This window comes from Onishia taeanensis (genome assembly GCF_013349955.1).
Classification (GTDB): Bacteria; Pseudomonadota; Gammaproteobacteria; order Pseudomonadales; family Halomonadaceae; genus Onishia; species Onishia taeanensis_B.
Window position 1 is genome coordinate 144,326 of record NZ_JABVXC010000001.1, and the last position, 26,835, is coordinate 171,160.

The 26,835-nt window shown below is 62.9% G+C and carries 20 protein-coding genes; 8 read left to right on the forward strand and 12 right to left on the reverse strand.

Features of this window, described 5'->3' with window-relative positions:
• Positions 1 to 228: 228 nt before the first annotated feature.
• The 3 genes from HUS66_RS00665 (at position 229) to HUS66_RS00675 (ending at position 2,996) form a co-directional block, all read left to right on the forward strand.
• Positions 229 to 474, forward strand: a complete 246-nt coding sequence (locus HUS66_RS00665) for a hypothetical protein (protein WP_175068958.1) — start codon at positions 229 to 231, stop codon at positions 472 to 474.
• Positions 475 to 552: 78 nt separating this feature from the next.
• Positions 553 to 1,386, forward strand: a complete 834-nt coding sequence (locus HUS66_RS00670; protein WP_175069072.1) for a sulfite exporter TauE/SafE family protein — start codon at positions 553 to 555, stop codon at positions 1,384 to 1,386.
• 8 nt (positions 1,387 to 1,394) lie between these two features.
• Complete coding sequence (locus HUS66_RS00675) at positions 1,395 to 2,996, forward strand: gamma-glutamyltransferase family protein (protein WP_175069073.1); 1,602 nt, start codon at positions 1,395 to 1,397, stop codon at positions 2,994 to 2,996.
• A 62-nt stretch (positions 2,997 to 3,058) separates the two neighbouring features.
• Here HUS66_RS00675 and HUS66_RS00680 read toward each other — a convergent pair whose 3' ends face one another.
• The 3 genes from HUS66_RS00680 to HUS66_RS00690 form a co-directional block, all read right to left on the reverse strand.
• Positions 3,059 to 3,334 carry a hypothetical protein gene (locus HUS66_RS00680; RefSeq protein WP_340162720.1) on the reverse strand — a complete coding sequence of 92 codons (276 nt, stop codon included), beginning with the start codon at positions 3,332 to 3,334 and terminating at the stop codon, positions 3,059 to 3,061.
• A 73-nt stretch (positions 3,335 to 3,407) separates the two neighbouring features.
• The gene (gene fdhF, locus HUS66_RS00685; RefSeq protein WP_175069074.1) at positions 3,408 to 6,287 is read right to left on the reverse strand and encodes a formate dehydrogenase subunit alpha; all 2,880 of its coding nucleotides are present in this window, start codon (positions 6,285 to 6,287) and stop codon (positions 3,408 to 3,410) included.
• 16 nt (positions 6,288 to 6,303) lie between these two features.
• A complete protein-coding gene (locus HUS66_RS00690; RefSeq protein ID WP_175069075.1) occupies positions 6,304 to 8,022 on the reverse strand; it encodes an NAD(P)H-dependent oxidoreductase subunit E in 1,719 nt (572 codons plus the stop codon).
• Positions 8,023 to 8,404: 382 nt separating this feature from the next.
• Between HUS66_RS00690 and HUS66_RS00695 the strand changes: the two genes are divergently transcribed.
• The 4 genes from HUS66_RS00695 to HUS66_RS00710 all read left to right on the forward strand — a co-directional run bounded on the left by HUS66_RS00695 (position 8,405) and on the right by HUS66_RS00710 (position 13,120).
• Positions 8,405 to 8,827, forward strand: coding sequence for a universal stress protein (locus HUS66_RS00695; RefSeq protein WP_175069076.1), 423 nt, complete (start codon positions 8,405 to 8,407; stop codon positions 8,825 to 8,827).
• 50 nt (positions 8,828 to 8,877) lie between these two features.
• Positions 8,878 to 10,545 carry a BCCT family transporter gene (locus HUS66_RS00700; protein WP_175069077.1) on the forward strand — a complete coding sequence of 556 codons (1,668 nt, stop codon included), beginning with the start codon at positions 8,878 to 8,880 and terminating at the stop codon, positions 10,543 to 10,545.
• 414 nt (positions 10,546 to 10,959) lie between these two features.
• Positions 10,960 to 11,388 carry a universal stress protein gene (locus HUS66_RS00705; RefSeq protein ID WP_175069078.1) on the forward strand — a complete coding sequence of 143 codons (429 nt, stop codon included), beginning with the start codon at positions 10,960 to 10,962 and terminating at the stop codon, positions 11,386 to 11,388.
• 46 nt (positions 11,389 to 11,434) lie between these two features.
• Positions 11,435 to 13,120, forward strand: coding sequence for a BCCT family transporter (locus HUS66_RS00710; RefSeq protein WP_175069079.1), 1,686 nt, complete (start codon positions 11,435 to 11,437; stop codon positions 13,118 to 13,120).
• 143 nt (positions 13,121 to 13,263) lie between these two features.
• Here the strand turns inward: HUS66_RS00710 and HUS66_RS00715 are convergent, their stop codons facing one another.
• The 5 genes from HUS66_RS00715 to dctP form a co-directional block, all read right to left on the reverse strand.
• Positions 13,264 to 13,992 (reverse strand): 3'-5' exonuclease, encoded by a 729-nt coding sequence (locus tag HUS66_RS00715; protein ID WP_175069080.1) that lies wholly within the window; start codon positions 13,990 to 13,992, stop codon positions 13,264 to 13,266.
• Between the two features lie 26 nt (positions 13,993 to 14,018).
• The gene (locus tag HUS66_RS00720; RefSeq protein WP_175069081.1) at positions 14,019 to 15,911 is read right to left on the reverse strand and encodes a DUF294 nucleotidyltransferase-like domain-containing protein; all 1,893 of its coding nucleotides are present in this window, start codon (positions 15,909 to 15,911) and stop codon (positions 14,019 to 14,021) included.
• Positions 15,912 to 16,130: 219 nt separating this feature from the next.
• Positions 16,131 to 16,526 carry a DUF4168 domain-containing protein gene (locus HUS66_RS00725; protein ID WP_175069082.1) on the reverse strand — a complete coding sequence of 132 codons (396 nt, stop codon included), beginning with the start codon at positions 16,524 to 16,526 and terminating at the stop codon, positions 16,131 to 16,133.
• Positions 16,527 to 16,780: 254 nt separating this feature from the next.
• The gene (locus HUS66_RS00730) at positions 16,781 to 18,979 is read right to left on the reverse strand and encodes a TRAP transporter large permease subunit (protein ID WP_175069083.1); all 2,199 of its coding nucleotides are present in this window, start codon (positions 18,977 to 18,979) and stop codon (positions 16,781 to 16,783) included.
• Between the two features lie 145 nt (positions 18,980 to 19,124).
• The gene (gene dctP / locus HUS66_RS00735) at positions 19,125 to 20,291 is read right to left on the reverse strand and encodes a TRAP transporter substrate-binding protein DctP (RefSeq protein WP_175069084.1); all 1,167 of its coding nucleotides are present in this window, start codon (positions 20,289 to 20,291) and stop codon (positions 19,125 to 19,127) included.
• Between the two features lie 616 nt (positions 20,292 to 20,907).
• Here dctP and HUS66_RS00740 point away from each other — a divergent pair.
• Entirely contained in the window at positions 20,908 to 21,693 is a 786-nt protein-coding gene (locus HUS66_RS00740; RefSeq protein ID WP_175069424.1) for an EAL domain-containing protein, read from the forward strand.
• 110 nt (positions 21,694 to 21,803) lie between these two features.
• Here HUS66_RS00740 and purU read toward each other — a convergent pair whose 3' ends face one another.
• From purU to HUS66_RS00760, 4 genes are all read right to left on the reverse strand, one after another.
• The gene (gene purU, locus HUS66_RS00745; protein WP_175069425.1) at positions 21,804 to 22,682 is read right to left on the reverse strand and encodes a formyltetrahydrofolate deformylase; all 879 of its coding nucleotides are present in this window, start codon (positions 22,680 to 22,682) and stop codon (positions 21,804 to 21,806) included.
• Between the two features lie 78 nt (positions 22,683 to 22,760).
• A complete protein-coding gene (locus tag HUS66_RS00750; RefSeq protein WP_175069085.1) occupies positions 22,761 to 23,420 on the reverse strand; it encodes a sarcosine oxidase subunit gamma in 660 nt (219 codons plus the stop codon).
• Positions 23,413 to 26,463: a sarcosine oxidase subunit alpha gene (locus tag HUS66_RS00755; RefSeq protein WP_175069086.1), complete on the reverse strand. Its 3,051-nt coding sequence runs from the start codon at positions 26,461 to 26,463 to the stop codon at positions 23,413 to 23,415. The genes HUS66_RS00750 and HUS66_RS00755 overlap by 8 nt, the downstream gene beginning before the upstream one ends.
• A complete protein-coding gene (locus HUS66_RS00760; RefSeq protein WP_175069087.1) occupies positions 26,460 to 26,828 on the reverse strand; it encodes a sarcosine oxidase subunit delta in 369 nt (122 codons plus the stop codon). The genes HUS66_RS00755 and HUS66_RS00760 overlap by 4 nt, the downstream gene beginning before the upstream one ends.
• Positions 26,829 to 26,835 lie beyond the last annotated feature (7 nt).

Genomic DNA, 26,835 nt, shown 5'->3' on the forward strand with positions numbered 1-26,835 from the left:
AGGCGTGCCAACTTGTCTGCCGGCGACCCCGGCATATCCATGGCCTCCAGCCGGCATGCCGCTGACGGCGGTTCTTGTCGCCTTCGCATCACAAGATGTCGCCAACAGGATGCCAAGGCCTGCCGCGATGCAAGGATATGGTGGTCGACCGCATCGTGGTGTCCGACTCCCCCCTATGGTCATACCGCTTGGGCGTGATGCTCGAAAAATCCCGGGCTGCCGGGCCTGATGCCGATTCTCTTGTCGCAGATCGTCGGCGAATCGGTGGGGGCACTGGGCAGCCTGCTGATCGCGCTGCCGGAACCTCGCAACCCTCAAGGCGACCCTACACGGCACTCTGATCATCGCCGCCATGGTCTACTTCATTCTGCGGTAGGGGTTGTGCCTTTCGTCGGGCTGCAAGTCCTTGCCGTTGCGCTGGTATTCTTGTTCCCAGGCATTGCCACTTGGCTACCCCAGGCGATCGGCTGGTAGCCGTCATCCATAAACGCGGGGCGCCATGGCTACCCGCGCCATGACACATCGACAATCACTGAATTAGGAAACCACGCCATGGAACTGCTGGATTCGTCATCGCTGACCGGGATCCTCGGACTGATCGCGGCCCTGCTCGCGACAGGCGTCGTTGCCGGGATAATGGCCGGACTGCTCGGGGTCGGCGGTGGCATCGTCATCGTGCCGGTACTCTTCCACCTGTTCAGCCTGCTCGGCATCGACGAAGCGGTGCGCATGCACCTGGCGGTAGGCACCTCGCTTGCCACCATCATCCCCACCTCGATCATGTCGGCCCGGGCCCATCGCCAGAAGGGCGGCCTGGATGCGGGCGTGCTCAGGCGCCTGGTGCCCGGCGTGGTGATCGGCGTGCTGCTGGGGGGCGTCGCCAGCCGCTACCTGAGCGGCGAGGCACTCACCGGGCTCTTCGCCACCATCGCGCTGCTGGTCGCCGCCAACATGTTTAGGCGCAACACCCGCATCATCCGTGACGGCATGCCGGGCCCACTGGGCAGTGGCCTGATCGGCGCGGTGATCGGCGGCATCTCCTCGCTGATGGGCATCGGCGGCGGCACCCTGAGCGTGCCAATCCTGAGCGCCCTTAACACCCCGATCCGTATCGCGGTGGGCACCGGCGCCGCGCTGGGTCTGGTGATCAGCATTCCCGGCACCCTGAGCTTCATGCTCAGCGGTCTGGGAGAGCCCGGCCGGCTTCCGGGCTCGATCGGCTACGTCAATTTGCTGGGCTTCGCCGCTATCGTGCCGATGACCATGCTCTGCGCTCCGCTGGGGGCCAGGCTCGCCCACGCCATCGACCCGGCCATGCTCAAGCGGCTGTTCGCCCTCTTCCTGCTCGCCACCGCGGTGCGCATGTATATCGACCTTTTCTCCTGAGGCGCCCCATGCAACATACCACCCGTGCTTATGGCGGCATGACCGTCGCTCCCCACCACCTGGCGGCTCAGGCCGGCCGCGACATCCTCAACGAGGGCGGTAATGCCGTCGAGGCGATGGTCGCCATGGCGTCGACCATCGCCGTTGCCTACCCCCACATGAACGGCATCGGCGGCGACGGCTTCTGGCTGATTCATGAACCCGGCAAACCACCCCTGGCCATCGATGCCAGCGGGCCGTCGGCAGGCCTTGCCACCCGCGCCTTCTACGCCGAGCAGGGCTATGGCGCAGCGCAAGGCATTCCCAGCCGTGGACCGCTCGCCGCCCTGACCGTGGCCGGCACCCTGGGTGGCTGGCAGGTAGCGCTCGATCAGGCCGCCGCCTGGGGCCCTACCCTGCCGCTGTCACGCCTGTTAGAGGCGGCCATCGGCCATGGCCGGGAGGGCGTGGCGGTGAGCGACAGTCAGACGGCGCTCACCGCCAAGCACCTGGCAGCGCTCGGGGCGACGCCGGGTTTCGCCGCAACCTACCTGAACGCCGGCCAGGCACCTGCGAGCGGCTCGCGGCTGCGTCAGCCAAGGCTTGCCGACACCCTCGAGCACCTGACCCGCGCCGGGCTCGACGACGCCTACCGGGGAGAGCTCGCCGCCAGCATGGCCGCGGATCTCGAGGCGCTGGGCAGCCCGCTGCGCCGCGCTGACTTCACGCGCTACCATGCCCGGGCCGTTACCCCACTCGAAGTCAGGCTCAAGGATGCGCGCGTCTTCAATCTGCCGCCGCCTACCCAGGGGTTGGCCACGCTGATGACGCTGGGCATCTTCGAGCGCCTGGGCGTTAGCGAGGGTGAGGGCTTTGCACACCTGCACGGCCTGATAGAAGCCACCAAGCGAGCCTTCATGGCCCGCGACGCCACGGTCACCGACCCCGCCCGGCTGCCCAAGGATCCGACGAGCTGGCTGGCACCCGAGGCCCTGGATCGAGAAGCTGCACGGATCGAGGCGGAGCGCGCTCTACCCTGGCCCTACGAACCCGCCGAAGGCGACACCATCTGGATGGCTGCCGCCGATAGGCAGGGACGGATGGTCAGCTTCATCCAGAGCGTTTATTGGGAGTTCGGCAGCGGCGTGGTGCTGCCGCAGAGCGGGGTGATGTGGCAGAACCGCGGCATCAGCTTTTCGCTGGACCCGCAGGCGCTGCAGACGCTGGAGCCCTATCGCCAGCCCTTCCACACCCTGAACCCATCGCTTGCTCGCTTCGATGACGGCCGGGTGATGAGCTTCGGTACCATGGGCGGCGAAGGCCAACCCCAGACTCAAGCCGCGATCTACAGCCGCTACGCGCACTTCGGCGAGGACCTGCAGCAGGCAATCAGCGCACCGCGCTGGCTGCTGGGCCGCACCTGGGGAGAAGCCAGCACCGGGCTAAAGCTCGAGAATCGCTTCCCGGCACCCCTGGTAGAGGCGCTCAAGGCTGCCGGCCACGAGGTCACGATGCTCGACGAGGGTTTCAGCGACACCATGGGCCATGCCGGCGCCATCGTGCGCCACCCGGATGGGCTGCTGGAGGGCGCCCACGACCCCCGCAGCGATGGCGCCGCCGCCTCGCTATAAGCGCCGGCAGCGGGTGCCTGAAAAGCAGGCTCCCGCTGCCTTGTTAAACGACAAGAGCCCGCTCAGGACGAGCGTGGCAGTTCGAATGCCGGCAGCAGGTGGGCTTCGATAGCCCGGCGCACCGAGGGCAGCATCACATCGGTGTGGGCCATCAGTTCGGCGATCGTAGACTCGAGGTCTGGCACATCGGTCTCCAGGTACTTGCGACGCGCCATCCGCGCGCAGGTCTCCGGACAGGCGCCCTCCGGAATCAGCACCCCAAGCCCCACCAGTTTGTTGCGGAAATCATCCCCATCGATCAGCTCGACGATCATCATGGCGGTTTCCTCCAGTCTCATGTCGTGTCGTTGTTATCGGCCAGTCGCTGCAATCTGTCGCTGTGTAAAGACTCGCACTGGCTCGGTGGCCGACTCAAGGCATCGCCACCGGCGCCTCGGCCGGTACCAGCCGACAGGCGGCGTACTTGAACTCGGGAATCTTGCCGAACGGATCCAGCGCCGGATTGGTCAGGATGTTGGCGGCCGCCTCGGCGTAGCAGAAAGGCACGAACACCATGCCCTCGGCCATCTGCGGGTCGACCCTCACCCGCAGGGCGATTCGGCCACGCCGAGTGGTGATGGACAGCCACTCCCCCGGCGCCAGGCCGAGGCGGCGCAGCTCGCCCGGGGCAACGCTGGCCACCGCCTCCGGCTCCAGGGCATCGAGCACCCGGGAACGCCGGGTCATCGAGCCGGTGTGCCAGTGCTCGAGCTGGCGGCCGGTGGTCAGCACCGTGGGATAGTCGGCATCGATGGGCTCATCCGGCGGCAGCGGCAGAGTCGGCGAGAACTTCGCCTTGCCCGAGGCGGTAGGGAAGGCATCACCGAACACCACGTCCGCCCCTGGGGCGTCGTCCGCCGGGCAGGGGTAGGTCACCGAGCCCTCGCGTTCCAGGCGCTCCCAAGTGATGTGATTCAGCGACGGCATGCCTCGCTCCATCTCAGCGAAGACCTCGCGGGGGTGCGCGTAGTCCCAGGCTAGCCCAAAGCGCTTGGCGATCTCCTGAATGATCCACCAGTCGGGCCGGGCAGCGCCGGGCAGCGGAACGGCAGCGCGGCCCAATTGCACCTGCCGGTTGGTATTGGTCACGCTGCCCTCCTTCTCCGGCCAGGCCGAGGCCGGCAGGATGACGTCGGCGAACTGGGCGGTCTCGGTAACGAACAGATCCTGCACGACGAGATGCTCGAGCTTGGCCAGCGCCGCGCGAGCGTGGTCGAGGTCCGGGTCGGACATCGCCGGGTTCTCACCCTGGATGTACATGCCCTTGATGGTGCCCGCTGCGATGGCGTCCATGATCTCGACCACGGTGAGCCCGGGCGTCTCGTCGAGCTCGCTGTTCCACAGTTCTTCGAAGGCCGCACGCACCTGGGCGTCGCCCACCGGCTGGTAGTCGGGCAGCACCATCGGGATCAGGCCGGCGTCCGAGGCGCCCTGAACGTTGTTCTGGCCGCGCAGCGGATGCAGGCCGGTGCCAGGGCGGCCGGTGTGGCCGCAGGCCAGCGCCAAGGAAATCAGGCAGCGGGCGTTGTCGGTGCCATGCACGTGCTGGGAAATACCCATGCCCCAGAAGATCATCGCCCGTTCGGCGGTGGCGTACTCCCGGGCCACGGCGCGAATGTCTTCGGCGGGCACGCCGCAGCTCTCGGCCATGGCCTCCGGCGTCAAGTGGCGAACGTGTTCCTTGAGCGCTTCGAAGCCCTCGGTATGCTCGCGGATGTAGTCCGCGTCATAGAGCTCTTCGGTGACGATGACGTTGAGCATGGCGTTGAACAACGCGACGTCGCTGCCCGGGGTGAAGCGCAGGGTCTGGTGGGCATAGGCGCCCAGCGCCTGGCCCTTGGGATCGATGATGATGATCTTGGTGCCGCGCTTGGCCGCCTGCTTGAAAAAGGTTGCCGCCACCGGGTGGTTCACCGCCGGGTTGCAGCCGGTAAGGATCACCACATCGGCCTCGGCGGCCTGCATGAACGATGCCGTCACCGCCCCGGAGCCGATACATTCCATCAGTGCCGCGACCGAGCTTGCATGACACAGGCGGGTGCAGTGGTCGACGTGGTTGGAGCCAAAACCGGTGCGCACCAGCTTCTGAAACAGCCAGGCTTCTTCGTTGGAGCACTTGGCGCTGCCGAAACCGGCCAGGGCGCCGGGGCCGTGGGCATCCTTGAGCCCCTTGAGGCCGCCGGCAGCGGCGTCGAGCGCCTCGTCCCAGCTGGCTTCGCGGAAATGCGTGGCCGGGTCGGCCGGATCGAAGGCGGGATCGACGCCCTTGGGCGCCCCGGGCTTGCGGATCAACGGGCGCGTCAGCCGCGCAGGATGGCGCGGGTAGTCGAAGCCGAAGCGGCCCTTCACGCACAGCCGATTGTGGTTGGACGGCCCGTCGCGCCCCTCGACGAAGAGGATCTCTTCATCCTTGATGTGATAGGTGAGCTGACAGCCCACCCCGCAGTAGGGGCATACCGAATCGACCTGACGATCGGCGGCCGCCGAGTCGCCGCGACCAGCCTCGTCGATCAGGGTCGCCGGCATCAGCGCACCGGTCGGACAGGCCTGGACGCACTCGCCGCAGGCCACGCAGGTGCTCTCGCCCATGGGGTCATCGAAGTCGAAGACGATCTTCGCGGCCGCCCCGCGGTTCGCCAGGCCGATGACGTCATTGACCTGAACCTCGCGACAGGCGCGCACGCAGAGGTTGCACTCGATGCAGGCGTCGAGCTTGACGGCCATCGCGCTGTGCGAAGCATCGTGGTTGCGAGCGCCGTCCAGCGTACCCTCGCGGGACTCTACATGGTGCACGGTGGGCGCCTTGCGCTCCTCACGCCGGGGTAGCCACTCGCGCACCGCCGTGGCGTCGACGGCCAGCTGATCGGCCATGGCCCAGAAGTGACTGGAACGGTCGGGACCGGCGTCGCGGTCGGGCTGATCGACGGCCAAGAGCTCCAACACGCCTTCACGGGCGATGCGCGCACGCTCGGAGCCGGCACTATGCACCACCATGCCAGACCGGGCCTCGCGCAGGCAGCTGGCGGCCAGTGCCCGCTCCCCCTCGATCTCGACCATGCAGGCGCGGCAGTTGCCGTCGGCGCGGTAGCCGGCGGCGTCCTTGAAGCACAGGTGGGGAATCGTCTCGCCGGCCCGCTTGGCCACCTGCCACAGGCTCTCGCCGGGGTAAGCGGTTACCTCGGCACCGTCGAGGGTCAGGGTGAAGGCGTCGGCTGCGACCTGCGTCTGGTTCTGGCTCTGGTTATGCGTCATCTTCGCTCTCCTGGCCTCAGCCCTTGATGATGATCTGCTGGGCCGCGAGCGGCGCGCGGAAGTCCTTGAGCAAACCCAGGACGGGATTGGGAGCGGCCTGGCCGAGCCCGCAGATCGAGGCATCCATCATCACCGTGGCGAGGCGCTGCAGGGCCGCGGCGTCCCAGCTCTCGCGCTCGAGCAGGGTCAGCATCTTTTCGGTGCCGACCCGGCAGGGCGTGCACTGACCGCAGGACTCGTCGGCGAAGAAGGCCAGCAGGTTGGTGGCCACCGCACGCAGGTCATCCTGGTCCGAGAGCACCACCACCGCCGCAGAGCCGATAAAGCAGCCTTCGGCCTGCAGGGTGTCGAAGTCCAGAGGGATGTCCGCCTTGCTTGCCGGCAGGATGCCACCGGAGGCGCCACCGGGCAGATAGCCGGCCAGGGTGTGGCCCTCGGCCATGCCATCGCAATATTCCTCGATCAGCTCGGCCAACGTAATCCCCGCCGGCGCCAGGTGGACGCCCGGGCGCTTGACCCGCCCGGAAACGGAAAAGCTGCGCAGCCCCTTGCGTCCATGGCGCCCATGGCCGGCGAACCAGTCAGCACCGCGCTGGTAAATCAGCGGAATCCAGTAGACGGTCTCGACATTGTTGACCAGGGTCGGTCGATCGAACAGGCCTCGCTGCGCGACGAAGGGCGGGCGATGGCGGGGCTTGCCCGGTTTGCCCTCCAGCGACTCGATCATCGCCGACTCCTCGCCGCAGATATAGGCCCCGGCGCCGCGGCGCATCACCACATAACCGGGCGCGACGAGGCCGGCGGCCTCGAGCTCGGCGATCGCCTCATGCAGCACCCGATGCAGGCCCGGGTATTCGTCACGCAGATAGATATAGAGCGCGCAGGCCTCCACCGCCCAGGCACTGACCAGGGCGCCCTCGAGGAAACGGTGTGGGGCATGTTCCAGGTAGTGTCGGTCCTTGAAGGTGCCGGGCTCGCCCTCGTCGGCGTTGATCGCGCAGTAGCGCGGGCCGGGCTCCTGGCGCACGAAGTACCATTTCTTGAAGGTCGGGAAGCCTGCGCCGCCGAGCCCGCGCAGGTTGGCGCGCTCGAGCTCCCCCATCAGCGCCTCGACGCTCACCGCACCGGCTCGACACTGGGCGAGCAGCTCATAGCCGCCTTCGCAGCGGTAATCCTCGAGTCGCTGCCAGTCGAGCGCTTCGGGGTGGAAATGGCCAGTGTCGATGATGGCCTCGACGGCCTGCCGGGTCGCGTAATTGACGTGACGATGGCCGACTTCGACCACCGGCGCCATCTCACAGCGACCCATGCAGGGCGCCCGCAGCACGCGGACCTCTTCTGGATCGGCACCATCCGTCAGCGCCTGCTTCAAGGCGTCGGCTCCGGCCAGCTGACACGACAGCGAATCGCAGACCCGCACCGTCACTGCCGGGGGGGGTGCCTCATCGTCGTGCACCACGTCGAAGTGGGCATAGAAGGTGGCGGTTTCATAGACGGCCGCCATCGGCAGGTTCATGTAGGCCGACAGGGCGCGCAGCACAGGCAGCGCCAGATGGCCGTGGGTGTCCTGGAGCACATGCAGGTGCTCGATGAGGCGGTCGCGACGAGCAAGCTCGGGGTGCTCGCGCTCATCGCCAAGACGCTGGCGAAGCGCTACTAGATGATCGGCCTCAAGCTCGCGGCCGCGGGGCTGGCCGCGAAAGCGGCGCTTAGGCGTCAGGGTATGAACGGTCATGGCGGGCTCATTATTGTGATGGTCGCGCTCTTGCTTGCGGCGCTTTGCTGTCATGGTGGCACCGGCCACAAACGCCGACAATAACCGCATTCACGCTCAAGAGCGGGTAGCTATGCGGGTGTCGCTCTCGGCTATGTAGGCCCTGACGCCGTCTCCCTTATTCCAGCGGTTCACTCCCCCCCCTCCACGGTAGCTGGCCGAATCCTTCGTCATTGCCTGCCGCTCAATCCTTGGGCCCAGCGTTGACAGGGCAGTTGATGCCTGTAAGTAAGCCGGCACTGGCAATTCTCCTGGCAAATCCTCAAACTAGCGAGGTCATTCAGGCCAACAGATCGTGACGTAGAGGTACATCAGCTAACAAAACCCTCGAGGGGTCTCAAATATGTTCAAGAAAATCATGGTCCCCGTGGACCTGGCACATAAAGAACTCTTGAAGCCTTCTCTCGACCTGGCGGCGGATATCGCCAAGCTGTATCAGGCCGATACCTGCTACATAAGCGTAACGGCGAACACGCCAGGCGCTCTGGCCAAGACCCCTGAAGAGTATGCACAAAAGCTCGAGGCCTTCGCCAAGGAGCAGGGGCAGCTGCATGGACAAGTGGTCAGCTCCAAGGTCATCACCTCTCCCGACCCGGTTGCCGACATGGATGACGCCATCATTCAGGCTATTCATGACACGAACGCAGATCTGGTCATCATGACCACGCATCTGCCTAGGCGGCTGGACATCGTCATGCCGTCCACTGGCGGCAAGGTCGCCTCTCATACCGACGTATCTGTATTCCTGGTCCGGCATAGCGACTGACGGCCTGCACAAGACGACACCCTTTCGTTTCACCAAACGGAGACTTCCCTGTGGAAAAAAACTCCCCTAACGCGAGCAGTGACAAGGACGCCCCTGTCTCTGATGGCGTGCCAGCGCCGGAAGGACCGGCGAACCTGATCGATACCGATTACGTGATCGGCCAGGATAACGTCACCACTCGCCGTTTCGGCCTCGATGTCGACCTGCATGGCAAGGTTTTCACCATCTCGTCATTGCTGATCCTGTTCTTCGTGTTCCTCACCTTGGCGCTCCAGGACCAAGTTGAGCCGATCTTCAATGCGATCTTCGCGTTCCTGACCGGTAACATGTCTTGGTTCTTCCTGCTGGCGGCCAATATCTTCGTGCTGCTTGCCGTGGTCCTTATCTTCACGCCCATGGGCAAAATCAGGATTGGCGGTGCGCACGCCACACCGGACTTCAGCTATCTCGGCTGGTTCGCGATGCTATTCGCCGCCGGCATGGGCATTGGCCTGATGTTCTACGGTGTTTCAGAGCCCCTGACTCACTTCGGTACTGCCATCGGCGGCACCAGCATGGAGGATGGTGTCAGGACCGACTGGGCACCGTTGGGCGCCGCTGCCGGCGACCAGGACGGCGCGATGTCGCTGGCCATGGCCGCTACCATCTTCCACTGGGGCCTGCACCCCTGGGGTATCTATGCGGTTGTGGCCTTGGCACTGGCGCTGTTCTCCTTCAACAAGGGCCTGCCGCTGACCATGCGCTCGGTCTTCTACCCGATCCTGGGTGAGCGGATCTGGGGCTGGCCGGGCCATGTGATCGACATCCTGGCCGTGTTTGCCACTCTGTTCGGCCTGGCGACCTCCTTGGGCCTGGGTGCCTCACAGGCGTCTGCCGGTCTTGCCTATCTGTTCGATATCCCCAACAACGACGTCACCATGGTGCTGCTGATCGTGGGCATCAGCGCGGTGGCGCTGCTATCTGTCCTTGCAGGCGTCGACAAGGGTGTACAGCGCCTTTCACAGCTCAACATGGTGTTGGCCTTCCTGCTGCTGGCCTTCGTGATTGCCGTCGGCCCGACCATGGCGATCGCCACCGGCTTCTTCAAGAACCTGGGCGCCTACCTGGTGGACCTGCCGGCACTCTCAATGCCCTTTGGCCGTGAAGATGCCAACTTCAGCCAGGGCTGGACCGCCTTCTACTGGGCCTGGTGGATTTCCTGGTCACCGTTCGTCGGCATGTTCATCGCCCGCGTCAGCCGTGGCCGTTCCGTGCGTGAATTCCTGATCGCCGTGCTGCTGGTACCGTCACTGGTTTCGGTGCTATGGATGACCGCCTTCGGCGGTACCGCCATCGACCAGGTGATCACCGACAACTTCCAGGGCGTCAAGGACGCGGCCCTCGAACTGCAGCTGTTCACGATGCTGGGTCAGCTGCCGCTGACGTCCATCACGTCCTTCGTGGGGATCGTGCTGGTGATGGTGTTCTTCGTCACTTCCTCGGATTCCGGTTCACTGGTGATCGACTCCATCACCGCCGGCGGCAAGGTCGATGCGCCCAAGCCGCAGCGCATGTTCTGGGCCATCATTGAGGGTGTGATTGCCATCGCCCTGTTGCTGGGTGGCGGCCTGACCGCACTGCAGACGGCGGTCATCACCACCGGCCTGCCGTTCACGCTGGTACTGCTGGTGGCCTGCTATGCCATCATCAAGGGACTGCTCTCGGAACCCAAGGGCTAAATCCCGGCATCATCCGGCCTTGGCCGGATGATGCTATGCGCCACAATGCCACAGGCGGTCCATTGGACGGTCTGTGGCGTTTTGTTCTGATCATGCGAGGCCTCGGCTGGTGGTGCAGATGACGTGCAAAAGCGCCTTGCAGGTGCTAAAGCGGCGCCACTACCCGCAAGCGAGCCCTCCGCTTGTTCTGTTAGCCTTTTCCATCAGCATGTGTCCTTAACCCCCGCTGTGTCTCGCAACCAACCGGCTTTGTTGATAACGCCTTGGTCGCTTAGTTTTTTAGCGACCAAGGGCCAGCAGAAAGCCGAGCATGGAAGCGGAGCTGGAATTTCGCCGGGCACATGCCCAGACTGTGAGGCACCTAAAGCAACATCAAGGAACTACAGCCAATTACAACCCGCCGGAGACACCAAGATGTTCAAGAAGATCATGGTCCCCGTGGATCTCGCCCACCTCGATGTGATCGAGCCATCGCTGAAGATTGTCGCTGACCAGGCGAAGCATTACGACGCGGAAGTCTGTTACGTCGGCATCACCGCCGCCACGCCCGGCGCCGTGGCCCGCACGCCGGAGGAATACACCCTGAAGCTAGAGGCTTTCGCCCAAGAGCGCGCCAAGGTCCACGGCCAGCCGGTCAGCACCCACACCATCGTCAGCCCCGATCCCATCTCGGATCTCGATGATGACCTCATTAAAGCCATCGACGAAGTAGGCGCCGACCTAGTGGTGATGCCGACCCACCCGCCCAAGCATGTGGATGTGATCATGCCCTCTCATGGGGGTAAGGTGGCGACCCACACCAAAGCCTCGGTCTTCCTGGTGCGTCCGGAAGCCGGCGAATAACCGCGTTGAGACTTACACCTATCGATAATCGCAAGGGAGACGTCTAGTGACTAAGCAACCCAACGACGATAAACCCAACGATGGCAAGCCCAGGGAGCCGGATGATACCGGCACCGAAGGTATTCCAGCGCCCGAAGGCCCGGCCAACCTGATCGATACCGACTATGTGATCGGCCAGGACAACATCACCGCTTCTCCCCTGGGGATTGATGTGGACCTGCACGGCAAGGTCTTCCTCTTCTCGTCGCTGGTGATTCTGTTATTCGTGATCGCCACGCTGGCCCTTCAGGATCAGATGGAGCCGATCTTCAATGCGATGTTCAGCTTCCTGACCACCAACCTGAGCTGGGTCTTCCTGCTGGGTGCCAACGTCTTCGTGCTGCTGGCGATAGTGTTGATCTTCACACCAATGGGCAGAGTCAGGATCGGGGGTGCCAATGCCAGACCTGACTTCGGCTACCTGGGCTGGTTCGCGATGCTGTTCGCCGCCGGCATGGGCATCGGCCTGATGTTCTACGGCGTATCGGAGCCACTGACGCACTTCGGCACCGCGATCGATGGCATCAGCATGGAGAACGGCGTGCGTACCGACTGGGCGCCGCTGGGCGCCGCTGCGGGCGACCAGACCGCCGCCATCGACCTCTCCATGGCTGCCACCATCTTCCACTGGGGCCTGCACCCTTGGGGCGCCTATGCCATCGTCGGCCTGTCGCTGGCGATATTCGCCTACAACAAGGGCCTGCCGCTGACCATGCGCTCGATCTTCTACCCGATCCTCGGGGAGCGCGTCTGGGGCTGGCCGGGGCATGCGATCGATATCCTGGCAGTCTTCGCCACCCTGTTCGGCCTGACCACCTCGCTGGGGATCGGCGCCACCCAGGCGTCCGCGGGTCTCCACTACCTGTTCGGCGTCCCCGACACCAACACCACCCTGATTCTGCTGATCATGGGCATCACCGTGGTGGCACTGGGCTCGATCATGTTGGGGGTGGACAAGGGTGTGCAGCGCCTGTCGCAGCTCAATATGGCGCTGGCCTTCCTGCTGCTGGCCTTCGTCATCGCCGTCGGCCCGACGTTGATGATCGCCATCGGCGTGTTCGATAACCTACTGGGCTACGTCCAGAACCTACCGGCGCTGTCGATGCCCTTCGGCCGCGAAGATGCCAACTTCAGCCAGGGCTGGACCGCCTTCTACTGGGCCTGGTGGATTGCCTGGTCGCCGTTCGTCGGCATGTTCATCGCCCGGGTCAGCCGCGGCCGCACGGTGCGCGAATTCCTGACCGCCGTGCTATTGGTGCCGTCACTGGCTTCGGTGGTATGGATGACCGCTTTCGGCACCACTGCCATCGATCAGGTGATCAACCAGGGCATCACCAAAGTTCAGGATGCCGCATTGGAGCTGCAGCTTTTCACGATGCTTGAGACCCTGCCGCTTTCCAGCATCACTTCTTTCGTGGGGATCGTGCTGGTCATCGTGTTCTTCGTGACGTCCTCCGACTCCGGCTCACTGGTCATCGACTCGATCACGGCGGGTGGCAAAGTCGATGCACCGAAGCCGCAGCGCATCTTCTGGGCATTGATCGAAGGGGCCCTGGCGATCGCGCTGCTGCTCGGCGGTGGGCTGAGCGCCCTACAGACGGCCGCCCTGACCACCGGCCTTCCCTTCACCATTGTATTGCTGGTGGGCTGCTATGCGATCGTCAAGGGCTTGATGTCCGAACCACGAAGCTGAACCATGTCATCGGGCTACGGGCCTGATGACGACCCGCTAGACGCATCAAGGGCGGCCTATTTAGGCCGCCCTTGATCGTTTTGGGTCAGCGGATATCGTCCACCCCGTCCCCTCTCCCAGGTTCGACACGCCGTGTCACCCGCTCAGTGCCACAGTTGGTAAAGCGGCGTTTCGGGATCGAAGTGCGTCGCCAGTTGAGCCTGAAGAAGCTCGGCGGTAGCCAGGGCATCGACCAGCGCATGGTGACCCTGGTAGGGCGGCAGGCCATAGCGCAGCCGACTATCATGCAGACGTATCGACTCCGGCGGCCGGCCCATCCATCGCTTGAAGCGCGCCCACCGCGACTGACGATGCAGCCTGGCCTCCAGCGACATGGTATCGATCACCGGAAAGCGCACGCCCTCCCCGCGACGCGCCTTCACGGCCGCATCCAGAAAGGGGCGTTCGATATGACGAAAGTGCACCACGACCAAACGCCCGGCCAGGGCTTCGAGCAACTCATCCAGAATGTCGTCCAGATCCGGCGCCTCGGCTATTTCCGAGTGAGTGATGCGGTGAAAGGTGATCGAGCGCTGGTTCAACGGGCGCTGAGGCTTGACCACCCAGTAACGCCGCCTGGGCAAGTGGATACGCTGCTGGGAAAAGGGAACCAGGCCGACGCTGACGATGGCATGGCGCCGTTCGTCGAGACCGGTGGTTTCCATGTCCAGCGCCACCAGCGGCACCTCGCCGATCGGCATGTTCGGATCGAGATCGTAAGCGGCGAAAAAACGCCGCAGTGCAGGATCACGGACTTGGCTAGCCCGACTAGCCAGATACTCGGGCCAGGCATGCTGATCGACCTTGGCGTGACGAAACGGAAACTTGAGCATAGACCTTCGCGACGGTAGTTAGCCCCCTAGGGCAAGGGGTAGCGGAACTTCAGGAACTTCTGGGCATTGCTCAACACCTGAAAGGCATCCTTGAGGTTGTGCCGCTCGGTATCAGACACGTTTTCGGGCTCGATATTATTGTCCGGCTCGCGTTCTTCCTCGATATCGATGACCTGATGGCGAATACGCACGATGGAGATGAACTCCATGGCATAACGGATGCGTTCACTGGAACGCCCCACCAGTAGCTGGGTCTGGGCGATGGCATCGAGCCGGTCAAAGGAATTCTGAGCCCGAGACCCGCAGGCCAGCGCATGGACGCGAATCAGGTCGACCATCGGTGCGGTCCCCCGGCGCTTCAGATTGATCGAGTTGTTCTGCTTGCCGTCCTTCTCCATCACGAAGGTGCGGAAAAACCCCAGCGGCGGCGTGCGATTGAGCGCGTTGCGCGCCATGGCCGCCAGAAAACGCGGGCTCTTCGAGGCCTTGTCGGCGACCAAATCCTGAAGCTGTTCGACGAAGTCTTCCTCGCCATAGACATGATCCAGATCAAAGAAGATCGAGCTGTGCAGCAGACGCTCAGGATTGGGATCATCGATCCAGTCATTGAAGTACTGTCTCCAAACCCGCAGCGGCTGTCGCCACCGTGGATTGGTGGCCATGATATCGCCTTTGCAATAGGTATAGCCGCAGGCATCCAGCCCATCGCTGACTCTCTGAGCCAGGGTCAGGAAGTAGGCGTCATGTTGTTCTGGATCAAAGCTGTCATCGAGGACCAGGGCGTTGTCCTGGTCGGTGACGATGGCCTGCTCGTTGCGGGCCATCGATCCCATCACCATGAAGCAATAGGGTACCGGCGGTGGACCCAGTTCCTCCTCGGCCAGCTCAATCAGTCGCCGGGTGAAACTGCGGCCGATGGTCGATAGGGCACTGCCCACCATCTGCGAGCTCGCACCGTCGGCGACCAGGCCGACGAAGGTGCGCCGCACATCGGACCCCAGCCGCGCTAGGCCCTTGTGGCTGGTCTGGTTGAAGATATTGTTGACCAGGTACAGGCTGCTGTTGGTCTCGTAGCGGATGATATCGGAGAGATGCAGCATCCCCACCGGGCGGCGACGATGCAGCACCGGCAGATGGTGGATATTGTTGCGCAGCATGCATAGCATCGCCTCATGCACCGACTCATCGGACTGGATAGCTATCAGGTGAGGGCTCACCACCTCGGATACGGCAGTCGCCGCATCGAGCCCTGCTGCCAGCACTCGGGTGCGCAGGTCCTGGTCGGTGAGAATCCCTAGAGTGCGCCACTGTTTGCCATCGCCCAGCACGAAGGTCCGTGCCGAGACCTCGTCCTCGGCTCTCAGCACCAGCACCGAGGACACGTTCTGCTCACACATTTTCGCGGCGGCGGCCTGGATGGTGGAATCAGCCTCGATCATCACCGGTAGGCGCGTGATCAACTTGCGCACCCGGGTCGTCATCATGGTGTTATCGTGGTGCTGATGATCCACCGTCGTCTCGAGGCGCGGGCGGCCTACCTCGACGAAGTCAGCAAATGTCTCATCGGCATCGCAGAGGCGACGGAACAGCTCGCCGGGGATGAAATAGACCAGGGTGTCTTCGATCGCCTTGACCGGAAAGCGAACCTGCTGGTTTCTGAGCAGGTCGAAGTAGCCAAAGATATCGCCCTCGCCGAAGCGGTTGAACAATTCCCCGTTGCGCCGATAGACCTCCACGGCGCCGCTGCGGATATAGTACAAATCCTGCGTTGGCTGGCCGTCCTCACAGATCATGGTACCGGCGCGGAAATACGTGATCTCGACGGCACCGGCTACCTCGTCGAGCAGATCGTCGCTGAGCGTATCGAAGGGCGGATTGCCCGCGATGTGCTGGCGAATTTCCAACAGTTCCACTTCCATGCTCACCGCCTCGCCTTGGGTGTCTAGTCGGCCTCTAGAGTGTGAGGAGAATTTGAATCAGTTCGTCCTGCATCAGGGTACCTCGAGGGCTCAAGTCTCCAACGCCCGCCATGGCCTGTAAAGAGCTACCCCACGCAGAAACGCTCAGGCATGAAAAAGACCACCCGAAGGTGGCCTTTGTTCTGATGCAATCGGCCCAGATATGGCCGCATTCCGGCATCACTCGGCTTGCGGTTCGACCATGGCCTGGACCCGTTTCATCAGTTCAGGATCCTGCTGGATAGCCTGACCAATGGCGTTGAAGGTACTGACCTCGAGACCACTGTCCTCGACGATGCTGACCATATCCTTGTTGGCCTCCATACGAACTTCCTGTTTGGCGGCTTCGTCCTCGGCGTTCTGCAGGCGCTCGGTGTACTCACGAGACACGCTGGCGATTTCCTTGGAGGCGTCGGCGAACTTCTGGAGTGTCTCGTCGGAGAAGTCAGTGGCCGGTGCGGCCGCCTGGGCTTGTGCAGCCTCGGAAGAAGCGGCGTTTTCCTGCGCCATGGTAGGCGCGGACATGATACCGGCGCTCAGCAGCGCAGCCGTAAACAGGGCAGTCAGGCGTTGCATCTAAAAAATACCTCCAGGGGAAATACAGTGTATGTAGCTATCATGGGACGACAGAGAGCCGCTGGCGTTCAACTGCGTCATGTGAAAAATTGTAACAATGAAGGCTGCCGCAACGAATTCCGACCAGGATAGGGCCTGGCGCAATGCCCGGCCCTGAGTGCTGCAGGCCCCAGACAGACGCCTGGCGACCTTTTCGGGCGACCTTTTCGGGCGGCTTTTTTGGACGAACCAGCCACAGCCCTTAGCCACAGCCCTTAGCCATAGGCCAGGCCAGGCAGCCAGGTCACCAGTGCCGGGAAGAGGATGACCAGCAGCAGACCCAGCGCCTGGATTCCCAGGAACGGGAAGGACGCCTTGAAGATCTGGGCCATGGTGATATGCGGCGGACACACGCCCTTGATATAGAACAGCGCATAGCCAAACGGCGGACTCAGGAACGACATCTGCATGTTGACCAGATAGATGACGCCGAACCACAGTGACACATCAGCCGGCGCGACCCCGGGTAGCCCGAACACACCGTCGAAGCTCAGACCCTGGATCAGCGGCACGAAGATCGGCACGGCCAGCAGCAGGATGCCCACCCAGTCGAGGAACATGCCCAGCGCCACCAGTAGCACCATCATCAGCGCCAGCACCGCATAGGGGCCGAGGCCGGCACCGGAGATCAACTCCTGCACGAAGGTCTGGCCGCCCTGAAGGATGTAGAAGCCGACGAAGATGCTGGCGCCGAAGATGATCCACATCACCATCGCCGATGCGACCAGGGTCGTCATGCAGGCAGCATGCAGGTTCGGCCAGGTCAGACGCCGGTGCATGGCAGCCACGACCAGGGCACCAAAGGTGCCGATGCCGGCCGCTTCAACGGGTGTCGCGATGCCGGTGAAGATGATGCCGAGCACCAGCATCACCAAGATGATCGGCGCCAGCATATTGCGCAGCAGGCGCAGCTTCTCCTTCATATCGACCCGGTCCTCGATCGGCATCGGCGGCGCGATGTTGATATTCAGCGTACCGCGCATCCAGCAGTAGAAGCCGTACATGAAGGCCAGCATCAGGCCGGGGATCAGCGAGCCGAGATAGAGCTCACCCACCGACTGCTGGGCGATGACGCCATAAATGATCGCGAGGATCGATGGTGGAATCAGAATCCCCAGGGTCCCGCCGGCCATGATCGAGCCGATGGCAATTTCCGGGCTGTAGTTGCGCTTGAGCATCGCCGGCAGGGCGATCAGCCCCATGGTCACCACCGCGGCGCCGATGACGCCCACCATGGCGGCCAGCAGGGTCGAGGCGATGACGGTGGCGATGGCCAGGCCCGCCTTGAGACCGCCCATCCACTTGTAGACAACGTCGAACAGCTCCTCGATGATGCCGGCCTTCTCCAGCACCGAGGCCATGAAGATGAACAGCGGGATGGCCGACAACTGATAGTTGGTCATCATCGGGAAGATGCGCGACGGCATCAGATTCAGCATGGCCTGGTCACCGACCAGGTAGAGAAAGACCACGCCCAGGCCACCGGTGACGAAGGCCAGCGGCAGGCCCGCCACCAGTACCACCATCAGCGAGCCGAACATCACCAGGGTCAGACCCCCAATGCCGACCGAGCCCAGGCTATTTTCGATGCTGAACGGGAGGCTCTCATAGTCGGTCACCGCGACATTGATCATCTCGAACAGTGTCCAGGCGCCTAGCACCACGGCGATGATCAGCAGCACGAGAGCGAAGGTCCGGCTGCCTTCATGCAGACACCAGTGATGGCGGCATGATTGGATGTCACGAATCAGTTGGCCAAAGCCCTGCAGCAGCAACAGTAGAGCACCGAAGAAGAGCATGAACTTCACCGGATAGAACTGAATGGCCCATTCGGTAAAGGACGTCTCATTGGCATAGCTCGAGCCGAAGAAGAACTCATCGCTCACCGACTGGGAGAAGAACGTCCAGCCGGTGACCATCAGCGCGATCGTGAAGATGAAGAAAAACACCGATGTCAGCACGTCCAGCGCCGCCTTGTTCACCGGCTTGGCACGCTGATAGAGGATATCGACACGCACATGTCCGCCCTCGCGCAGGGCGAAGGCGCCAGCGACCAGGTACTGCATGCCGAACATCAGCGTCATCGACTCGTGAACCCAGTTGGTCGGCGAGTTGAAGGCATAGCGCATCAGCACTTCGTAGGCGAAGGCGAAGGGAGCAACCAATGCCCAGTAGGCCACGTAGCGACCGGAAAATCCGGAAATACGGTCGACGATGGCGGTGAACAGATTGCCGGGAGGCTGATAGCCGACCTCGACATCACCGCCAGCGGGAATTTCAGCGGTGTCGCCGCCATCAACGCTGGCACCACGGCGGAAGCTGCGGTCGACGAAAAACATCACCACCAGGGGTAGCAACAGCAGCACTGACCAATAAAGCCAGTGCGGCAGAACAAAATTGATCTCAAGATTCATGGGTACTCCTCCGCGATACCACCAGCTCCCGGCGATGGCAACGGAACATCGAGTCAAGGGGATGTAGGATAGGCAGTGATCATGCGGCTCATGCCGGGGCTGCAGTCCGTGGACCACAGCCCCGACATAGAGGGGCAGGTCAGACTTATAGGTTGAGTTCGTAGCCCTTGATGTCTTCAGGGGTCAGCAGCGCCACCGCCGGATCCATCATGGTATCCAGATGGGCCTTGAACAGACGAGCCGCATCCTTGTCCTTGTTGGCCCACTTGAACCACAGCGGCACGGCGACCTCGCGGAAACGGTCGGCATCGTTCTCGGTAAGATGGATGATCTCGACGCCCTTCTCCTTGTACTTCGGCCAAGCCTCGGCGTTAGCCTTCTGGATCGCTGCATAGTGCTCGCGGGAATAGGCTGCCACCAGGTCATGCATCAGATCCTGAGTCTTCGGCGACATGCGCTCGAACACGCGACGGTTGACCGCGACATCCATGAGATCGACGGCCTGATGCAGGCAGGGCGTGGAGGGTGGCCCCATGATGATGTAGTCGGCAACCTGCCAGAACCCCAACTCATAGTTGACCGCCGCACCTACATAGTCGGCGGCGTCGATGGTGCCCTTCTCCAGCGCCGGATACACTTCGGAGCCCGGCAGCAGGGTGGTACGAGCGCCGGCAGCGGCGAAGGTCTCGGCGACGATACCGCCCGGCATGCGCAGCTTGACGCCCTTGAAGTCATCAAAGCTTCGCAGCGGCTTCTTGGAGTGGATCAGGTTCATGTCGTGGTGGACGTAGCCCAGCAGCTCGAGCCCCTGCTTGCGATACAGGTCCTTGGCGAGGCCGAAGCCACCGTAAGCACCGAACATGATATCCCACTGATGGGGCATCGACAGGCCCATCGGATAGGCCGTCAGGAAGACGCCGGCTGGCATCTTGCCGGGCCAGTAAACGGTGAACCAGTTCTGGCCATCCAGCACGCCGTTGCGAACGGCATCGGCCACCTCAAAAGCACCTGCAACCGCACCTGCCGGGAATGGCTCGATGGTGACTTCACCGCCGGTCTCCTCGGCCACACGCTTGCACCAAGTTTCGAAGATGCTGTAGCCGGTGGTGCCTGGCTGCCAGGAAGACTGCATGCGAATGCGGATGCCCTCCTGCGCCTGAGCATTGCCGATCCAGGGAGCCGCCACGGCGGCCGCTGAGCCTATGGCGGCGGTCTTGAGGAAGCTACGGCGACTGGCTGGAGTCTTGGTTAACGTGTCGCTCGCTGAAGCGAGATCGGTGGTCAAGCGAGGGGGATGCTGGTTATCTTGCATGACATGAACTCCTGGGGTGGCATCTCGCCTCGGTCGGGGCGAGATGAGGCTATTGTTTTTTGAATACCCGTTGTACTCGTCCGCAGACAAGTCGCGCCGATCGGCAAGGCCAGCACGCCAGAGCACTGATGCCGTCGTCGATCATTCACGCTTACAAGCTAGCGAAAAAAGTCGTGAGCGCCATACCCCTCCCAAAGCATCACATCAACGCTTACAGATAACAAAATTGGTCTGACCAACGCCCAGGCATTGCCAGCACGGGCTTTTGGAAATCTTTTCCGCTGAAAATCTTTAAACGCATCAGGTCCTTTTTACGACCAAAGAACGAAGTCAAACGCGGCGAAGCCACGCATTCCCTAGCCAATTTCCAACCACTGGCGGTCCAAAGAGTCGGTATGACCATGTGCAGAAACGTACGGTAGAGATAAAGTGCCTGGGAGTACTGCGGCGAAACATCTCGGCTGAGCATAAAGCTGAGGGCCAGAAAGCCGATATGTCTTTCAGTAGTCGGTCACGCCGGATGGGTGAAGCCGCAGATGGACTTGAAGGCCTCATGACGAATACTGCGTTCATGTATAGTTTTAACAAGCCGAATAATGCCGAAATGGATGACAACATGGCGGGATGTGCGAGACATGACCACTCCTGTGGCCGCTGTGAAGGGCCCCTGCCCTTCGACTTCACGATGGCCTTCCAGCCAATCGTCGATCTGAAGGCGGGCCGCATTCACTCCTACGAGGCCCTGGTACGCGGCCTGACAGGGGAGTCGGCGGGTAGCGTGATCGGTCAGGTCACCGACGAGCTCATGTATCGCTTCGATCAGACCTGTCGGGTCAAGGCCATTGAGATTGCCAGCCGGCTGGAGATGCGCGAGCCGCTATCGATCAACTTCATGCCCAATGCCGTCTATGAGCCGGAAGCCTGCATTCAGGCCACGCTGGAAGCCTGCGAGCGAGTGGGGTGGCCTACCGAGCGTATCAACTTCGAGATCACCGAGACCGAGCTGGTCCAGGACCGCCAGCACCTGCGCGGCATCATCGATGCCTACCGGGCGATGGGGTTCACTACAGCGCTGGATGACTTCGGCAACGGCTATGCCAACCTCGACCTGCTCACTGACCTGCGACCCGATATCTTGAAGATCGACCGTGAGCTGGTGCGTGAGTGCGATCATGACCGCCGCCGGCAGGTGCTGCTAAAGGCAGTGATCGGATTGGCCGGCGAACTCGAGGTCAAGCTAGTGGCTGAGGGCATCGAACGTGAAGAGGAAGCGCTATGGCTTTGCGATCACGGTATCCATCTTCAGCAGGGCTTCTTCTTTGCCCGCCCGGCGCTCGAAGCGTTGAACCCGGAGCTCGCCAACTCCCTCCAGGCCTTACGGCGCAAGACCTCGAGCCGCTGATACCCTTGTTTTGAAGCCGATAGTCGGGTCTTGATGGCGCTACAGTGCCGGCGACGTGATGGAAACCTTGAGGCCTTGCACAGCAAGGCTAACTCAGCACGCCGCCCCCACTAGCGGGTGAACACCACCGTGCGGCGCTTATGCAGGAAAACGCGTCGTTCCACGTGGTAGGACACGGCTCGCGCCAGCGTCAGACACTCGACATCGCGCCCCTTGGCCACCAGATCCTCCGGGTAGTCGGCATGGCTTACCGGGTCCACCCCCTGGGTGATGATCGGCCCTTCATCGAGGTCGTCGTTGATATAGTGGGCAGTGGCCCCGACCAGCTTGACGCCCTTTTCATAGGCCTGATGGTAGGGCTTGGCCCCCTTGAAGCCGGGCAGCAGTGAATGGTGGATATTGATCGCCCGACCGCTGAGTTTCTCGCACATCTCACTGGATAGCACTTGCATATAGCGGGCCAGGATGACCAGTTCGGCGCCGGTGTCCTGCACCACCTGCCATACCTGGGCTTCCTGTTCGGCCTTGGTCTCGGGCGTGATCGGGAAGTGGTAATACGGCAGGTCATGCCAGGCAGCCAACGGCTCGAGATCCGGGTGGTTGGACACCACCGCCCGGATGTCGATGGACAGCTGGCCGGTGCGATAGCGATACAGCAGGTCATTCAGGCAATGGTCGGCCTTGGACACCATGATCACCACCGGCAGCCGCGCGTCGGGGGCGGTCAGTTCGAAGGCCATCTCGAACTCCCTGGCCCGCGAAGCGAAGTTGGCTTGAAAAGCCCCGGCGTCGAACTCGGGATCCATGGGACGGAACTCGGTGCGGATGAAGAACCGCTCGGCATGGCGGTCATCAAAGGACTGCTGCTCGGTAATGTAGCAGCGGTTTTCCTTGAGGAAGCGGGTCACCACGTCCACGGTACCCAGCCGGCTGGGACACTGGGCGGTGAGGACCCAAGTATCGGCGCTCTTGTCGACACTGCGATTCATGTGGCTCACGGGATGTCTCCATACAAAGCAGGCCGGGACGAACCCGGCCTGGAAAAGCAATCGAGAAGGAAGCCGGGCTCAGCGCTCGACGCCGATGCCGAACTCCTCACCAGCGTCGAGCAGCCAGCGATAGGTGTAATCGGCGAAGCTACGGCGCACCACCAACTCCCAGCGCTCTTCAGAAGGCCGGCGCAGGATCACCGAGGCCTTGGCAAATACCGTGGTGACGGCCTTGCCCACCGGGAAATGACGCGGGTGGACATCATAGGCCACCGACTTCATCAATACCTCGCGTGCCGCCTCGCCCTTGAGTTCCAGCAGGGTCTGGCCGCCGCTAACGTTGCTGATGGCGAAATGGGCATCCCCCAGCGCTTCGCGCAGACGACGCTCGACGTCGAATTCCTCGCCGCCCGGCACGATCAGCAGCCACTCGTCCGGGGACAGCCACTGAATCGAACACTCACCGGCTGGCCCGTCGAATGAAGCCTGGACAAGCCCCAGGGGCTCTCCGGGTAGGCTCATGCCGAGCACGTCGCGCAGGGCCTCATCGAGGACGATGGCACCGCCACGCAGCGTCAAGTGCCCGAGAAAGGCACGCTCGCGCAGCGTTACCCTGGTGTCGGCCTTGACCTTCGGCGCCCCCGAGCGATGCATGCTGTAAGCCAGCGGCGACTCGACGGCGATCTCGCTTGCATGTTCACCGGCGGGGCGCGTATCGAACTGTTGTGCGTTAGACATTCTGACGCTCTCCCTTGGGATCGAGGAAGATGGGGCTGACGATTTCGGCCTCGTGGACCTGGCCGTCGACCATGGGCAGATAGACGGTCTCGCCCATCTTCTGGTGGCCACCCTTTACCACGGCCAGGGCGAAGCCTGACTGCAGGGTCGGGCTGTAGTAGCTGGAGGTCACGTGACCCTTCATCGGCATGGGAATCGCGTGATTGGGGTCAAACACGACCTGTGCGCCTTCTTCCAGCACCACCGACGGATCCTTGGGCTTGAGGCCCACCATCTGTTTACGGTCGGTGCGCTTGGTGTCAGGCCGCGTGAGGGCCCGCTTGCCGATCCAGGAATTGGGCTTGTCGTAGCCGATCGCCCAGTGCATGCCCAAGTCTTCCGGGGTCACCGAACCGTCGGTGTCCTGACCGGCGATGATGAAGCCCTTCTCGGCACGCAGCACATGCATGGTCTCGGTGCCGTAGGGCGTCAGGCCATACTTGTCGCCGTGGGCGAACAGCTTTTTCCAGACATGCATCGCGTAGTTGGCCTGGACGTTGATCTCGTAAGCCAGCTCGCCGGTGAACGAGATGCGGAAGACCCGCGCCGGCACGCCGGCCACGTTGCCTTCATGCCAATCCATGAACTTGAAGCTGTCCTTGTCCAGGTCGATGTCGGTCAGCTCGGCCATCAGCTTGCGCGCTTCGGGTCCTGTGACGGTCATGGTCGCCCAGTGATCGGTCACGGAGTTGAAGTAGACGTCCAGCTCCGGCCACTCGGTCTGGTGCCAGATTTCGAGCCACTCCAGCACGGTGGCGGCGCCGCCGGTGCTGGTGGTCATCAGGAAGTGGTTCTCGCCCAGGCAGCTGGTGGTGCCGTCATCGAACACCATGCCGTCGTCCTTGCACATCAGGCCATAGCGGACGCGGCCAGGCGCCAGCTTGGCCCACTTGTTGGTGTAGACGCGCCCCAGGAACTCACGCGCATCCGGTCCCTGGATGTCGATCTTGCCAAGCGTCGAGGCATCCAGGATGCCGACCTTCTCGCGCACGGCGCTGCACTCACGAGCCACCGCCTCGTGCATGGTCTCGAGGCGTTCGCCGTTCTCTGCGCGGCGCTTTTGTGGAAAGTACCAGGGACGCTTCCACTGGCCCACGTCCTCGAACTCGGCGCCATTCTCGACATGCCACTGGTGCATGGCGGTATAGCGCTCGGGATCGAACAGCTCGCCGCAGTGACGACCGACGATGGCGCCAAAGCTGACCGGCGTGTAATTGGGACGGAACACCGTGGTGCCGACCTCGGGAATCGTGCGTCCCAGGCAGCGCGCAGCGATGGCCATGCCGTTGATATTGCCAAGCTTGCCTTGATCGGTGCCGAAGCCCAGCGCGGTATAGCGCTTGACGTGTTCGATGGACTCGAAGCCCTCGCGGGTCGCAAGCTCGATCGCCGCCGCCGTGACATCGTTCTGCATATCGACGAACTGCTTGGGTCCGCGCAGGGTCGCCTTCTGGTGCGGCACCTGATAGAGGGCCACGGCAGCGCCTTCACGGCGCTCATCGACCTTGGGTAGGCTCGCATCCTGGCGCTCGAAACCACAGGCCTCGCCCGCGGCGCTGCCGGCCTTGAAGCCGTCTGCGATTACCTTGCCGAGCGCATAGACACCGTGCGCTCCGCCCGTCGGCGTCATGCCCTTCACCGGAGACGGCACGAAGCCAAGAAGCTCTTCATTCCAGGTCGGCCGGCTGCCGGTATGCGACGCCAGATGTACCACCGGGCTGAAACCGCCGGAGCTGGCGATGGTGTCGCAGGCAAGCTCTTCGACCGGACCTGAGACCTTGAAGCCTTCGATATCGATCTTTGCCACCTTGGCGACGGCGACACGCTTGTCGCCACGCGCTTCGATCACGGCGCTACCGGCGATGACCCGAATGCCCTTGGCACGCGCCTGTTCGACCAGTTCACCGTCCGGGTTCTGGCGCGCATCGGCAATCGCTACCACTTCGCGGCCGGCCTCGGACCAGTCAAGCGCCGCGCGATAACCATCGTCATTGCTGGTGGCGAGCACCAGGCGATTGCCCGGCACCACGCCATAACGGCGGATATAGGTCGACACCGCACCGGCCAGCATGTTGCCGGGCACATCGTTACCGGCATAGACCAGCGGACGCTCATGGGCACCGCTGGCCAGGACGACCTGGCCGGCACGGACCCGGTGCATGCGCGAACGGACCTGGCGACGACCACCGACGTGCGGCGCGATATCCGCCAGGTGCTCGGTGCAGCGCTCATGCAGCGTCACGAAGTTATGGTCGTGATAGCCGTTGGCGGTGGTGCGCGGCATTAGGGTCACGTCTTCGAGCGCGGACAGCTCCTTGAGCACTTTCTCGGCCCAGGTGGTCGCCGGGGCATCGTCGATGCTTTCGCGGGACGACAGCAGCGAGCCACCCATTTCTTCCTGCTCATCGACCAGGATCACGCGGGCACCGGCACGACCCGCAGCTAACGCGGCAGACAGGCCAGCAGGGCCCGCGCCCACCACCAGCACGTCACAGTGCTGATGACGGTGATCATAGATGTCTGCGTCATTCTCGGTGGGACTGCGCCCCAGGCCCGCGGCCTTGCGAATGTACTTCTCATAGGTCAGCCACATGGAAGCCGGCGCCATGAAGGTCTTGTAGTAGAAGCCCGGCGGCATGAACTGGCCCCCCAGCTTACCGACCAGGCCCATCAGATCACGCTGAACGTTGGGCCAGCCGTTAGTGCTGCGAGCCGATAGGTTTTGATAGAGCGCCTGCTGAGTGGCCCGCACATTGGGGACCTGACCCGCCTCGCTGCTACCCAGCTGGACGATGCCATTCGGCTCTTCGGCACCGGCGGCCACGATGCCGCGGGGACGCGAGTACTTGAAGCTGCGATTGACGATATCGACACCGTTGGCAAGCAGCGCCGAGGCAAGCGTATCGCCGGGATGCCCCTGGTAGCGCTGGCCATTGAAGGTGAAGGTCAGCTGTCGTGAGCGGTCAACGCGACCGCCGGTCTTGAGTCGGTTCGGCTGGCTCATGCCCGGACTCCTTCTTGATGCTTGGCCTGAGACGCGTTGCGCTCTTTATCGGCGGATGCAGCGCCTTGCTGGGCCGCATAGTGCTCTGCGGTGATCGACGGCTGCTCACCCATCTTGTAGACCTCGAGGATCTCGTAACTCACGGTGTGGCGCGTGATGTTGAAGAACTTGCGACAGCCCACCGCGTGCACCCACAGCTCATGATGAACACCGCGCGGATTGTCGCGGAAGAACAGGTAATCCCCCCATTCTTCGTCGCTGGTGGCCTCCGGGTCCGCCGGGCGAGAGATATGCGCCTGGCCCTTCGGGTGGAATTCCTCTTCCTCGCGGTGCTCACCGCAGTAGGGACAGAAGATATAGAACATGGCAGGT

What these genes read in the sequence shown, in the direction of transcription:
- HUS66_RS00675 (WP_175069073.1), top strand. Translation starts at nt 1,395, where the DNA reads ATGCAACATACCACCCGTGCTTATGGCGGCATGACCGTCGCTCCCCAC.
- HUS66_RS00705 (WP_175069078.1), top strand. Translation starts at nt 10,960, where the DNA reads ATGTTCAAGAAGATCATGGTCCCCGTGGATCTCGCCCACCTCGATGTG.
- HUS66_RS00715 (WP_175069080.1), bottom strand. Translation starts at nt 13,992, where the DNA reads ATGCTCAAGTTTCCGTTTCGTCACGCCAAGGTCGATCAGCATGCCTGG.
- HUS66_RS00695 (WP_175069076.1), top strand. Translation starts at nt 8,405, where the DNA reads ATGTTCAAGAAAATCATGGTCCCCGTGGACCTGGCACATAAAGAACTC.
- HUS66_RS00670 (WP_175069072.1), top strand. Translation starts at nt 553, where the DNA reads ATGGAACTGCTGGATTCGTCATCGCTGACCGGGATCCTCGGACTGATC.
- HUS66_RS00725 (WP_175069082.1), bottom strand. Translation starts at nt 16,526, where the DNA reads ATGCAACGCCTGACTGCCCTGTTTACGGCTGCGCTGCTGAGCGCCGGT.
- fdhF (WP_175069074.1), bottom strand. Translation starts at nt 6,287, where the DNA reads ATGACGCATAACCAGAGCCAGAACCAGACGCAGGTCGCAGCCGACGCC.
- HUS66_RS00760 (WP_175069087.1), bottom strand. Translation starts at nt 26,828, where the DNA reads ATGTTCTATATCTTCTGTCCCTACTGCGGTGAGCACCGCGAGGAAGAG.
- HUS66_RS00690 (WP_175069075.1), bottom strand. Translation starts at nt 8,022, where the DNA reads ATGACCGTTCATACCCTGACGCCTAAGCGCCGCTTTCGCGGCCAGCCC.
- HUS66_RS00750 (WP_175069085.1), bottom strand. Translation starts at nt 23,420, where the DNA reads ATGTCTAACGCACAACAGTTCGATACGCGCCCCGCCGGTGAACATGCA.
- HUS66_RS00665 (WP_175068958.1), top strand. Translation starts at nt 229, where the DNA reads ATGCCGATTCTCTTGTCGCAGATCGTCGGCGAATCGGTGGGGGCACTG.
- dctP (WP_175069084.1), bottom strand. Translation starts at nt 20,291, where the DNA reads ATGCAAGATAACCAGCATCCCCCTCGCTTGACCACCGATCTCGCTTCA.
- HUS66_RS00740 (WP_175069424.1), top strand. Translation starts at nt 20,908, where the DNA reads ATGGCGGGATGTGCGAGACATGACCACTCCTGTGGCCGCTGTGAAGGG.
- HUS66_RS00755 (WP_175069086.1), bottom strand. Translation starts at nt 26,463, where the DNA reads ATGAGCCAGCCGAACCGACTCAAGACCGGCGGTCGCGTTGACCGCTCA.
- HUS66_RS00730 (WP_175069083.1), bottom strand. Translation starts at nt 18,979, where the DNA reads ATGAATCTTGAGATCAATTTTGTTCTGCCGCACTGGCTTTATTGGTCA.
- HUS66_RS00720 (WP_175069081.1), bottom strand. Translation starts at nt 15,911, where the DNA reads ATGGAAGTGGAACTGTTGGAAATTCGCCAGCACATCGCGGGCAATCCG.
- HUS66_RS00680 (WP_340162720.1), bottom strand. Translation starts at nt 3,334, where the DNA reads ATGAGACTGGAGGAAACCGCCATGATGATCGTCGAGCTGATCGATGGG.
- purU (WP_175069425.1), bottom strand. Translation starts at nt 22,682, where the DNA reads ATGAATCGCAGTGTCGACAAGAGCGCCGATACTTGGGTCCTCACCGCC.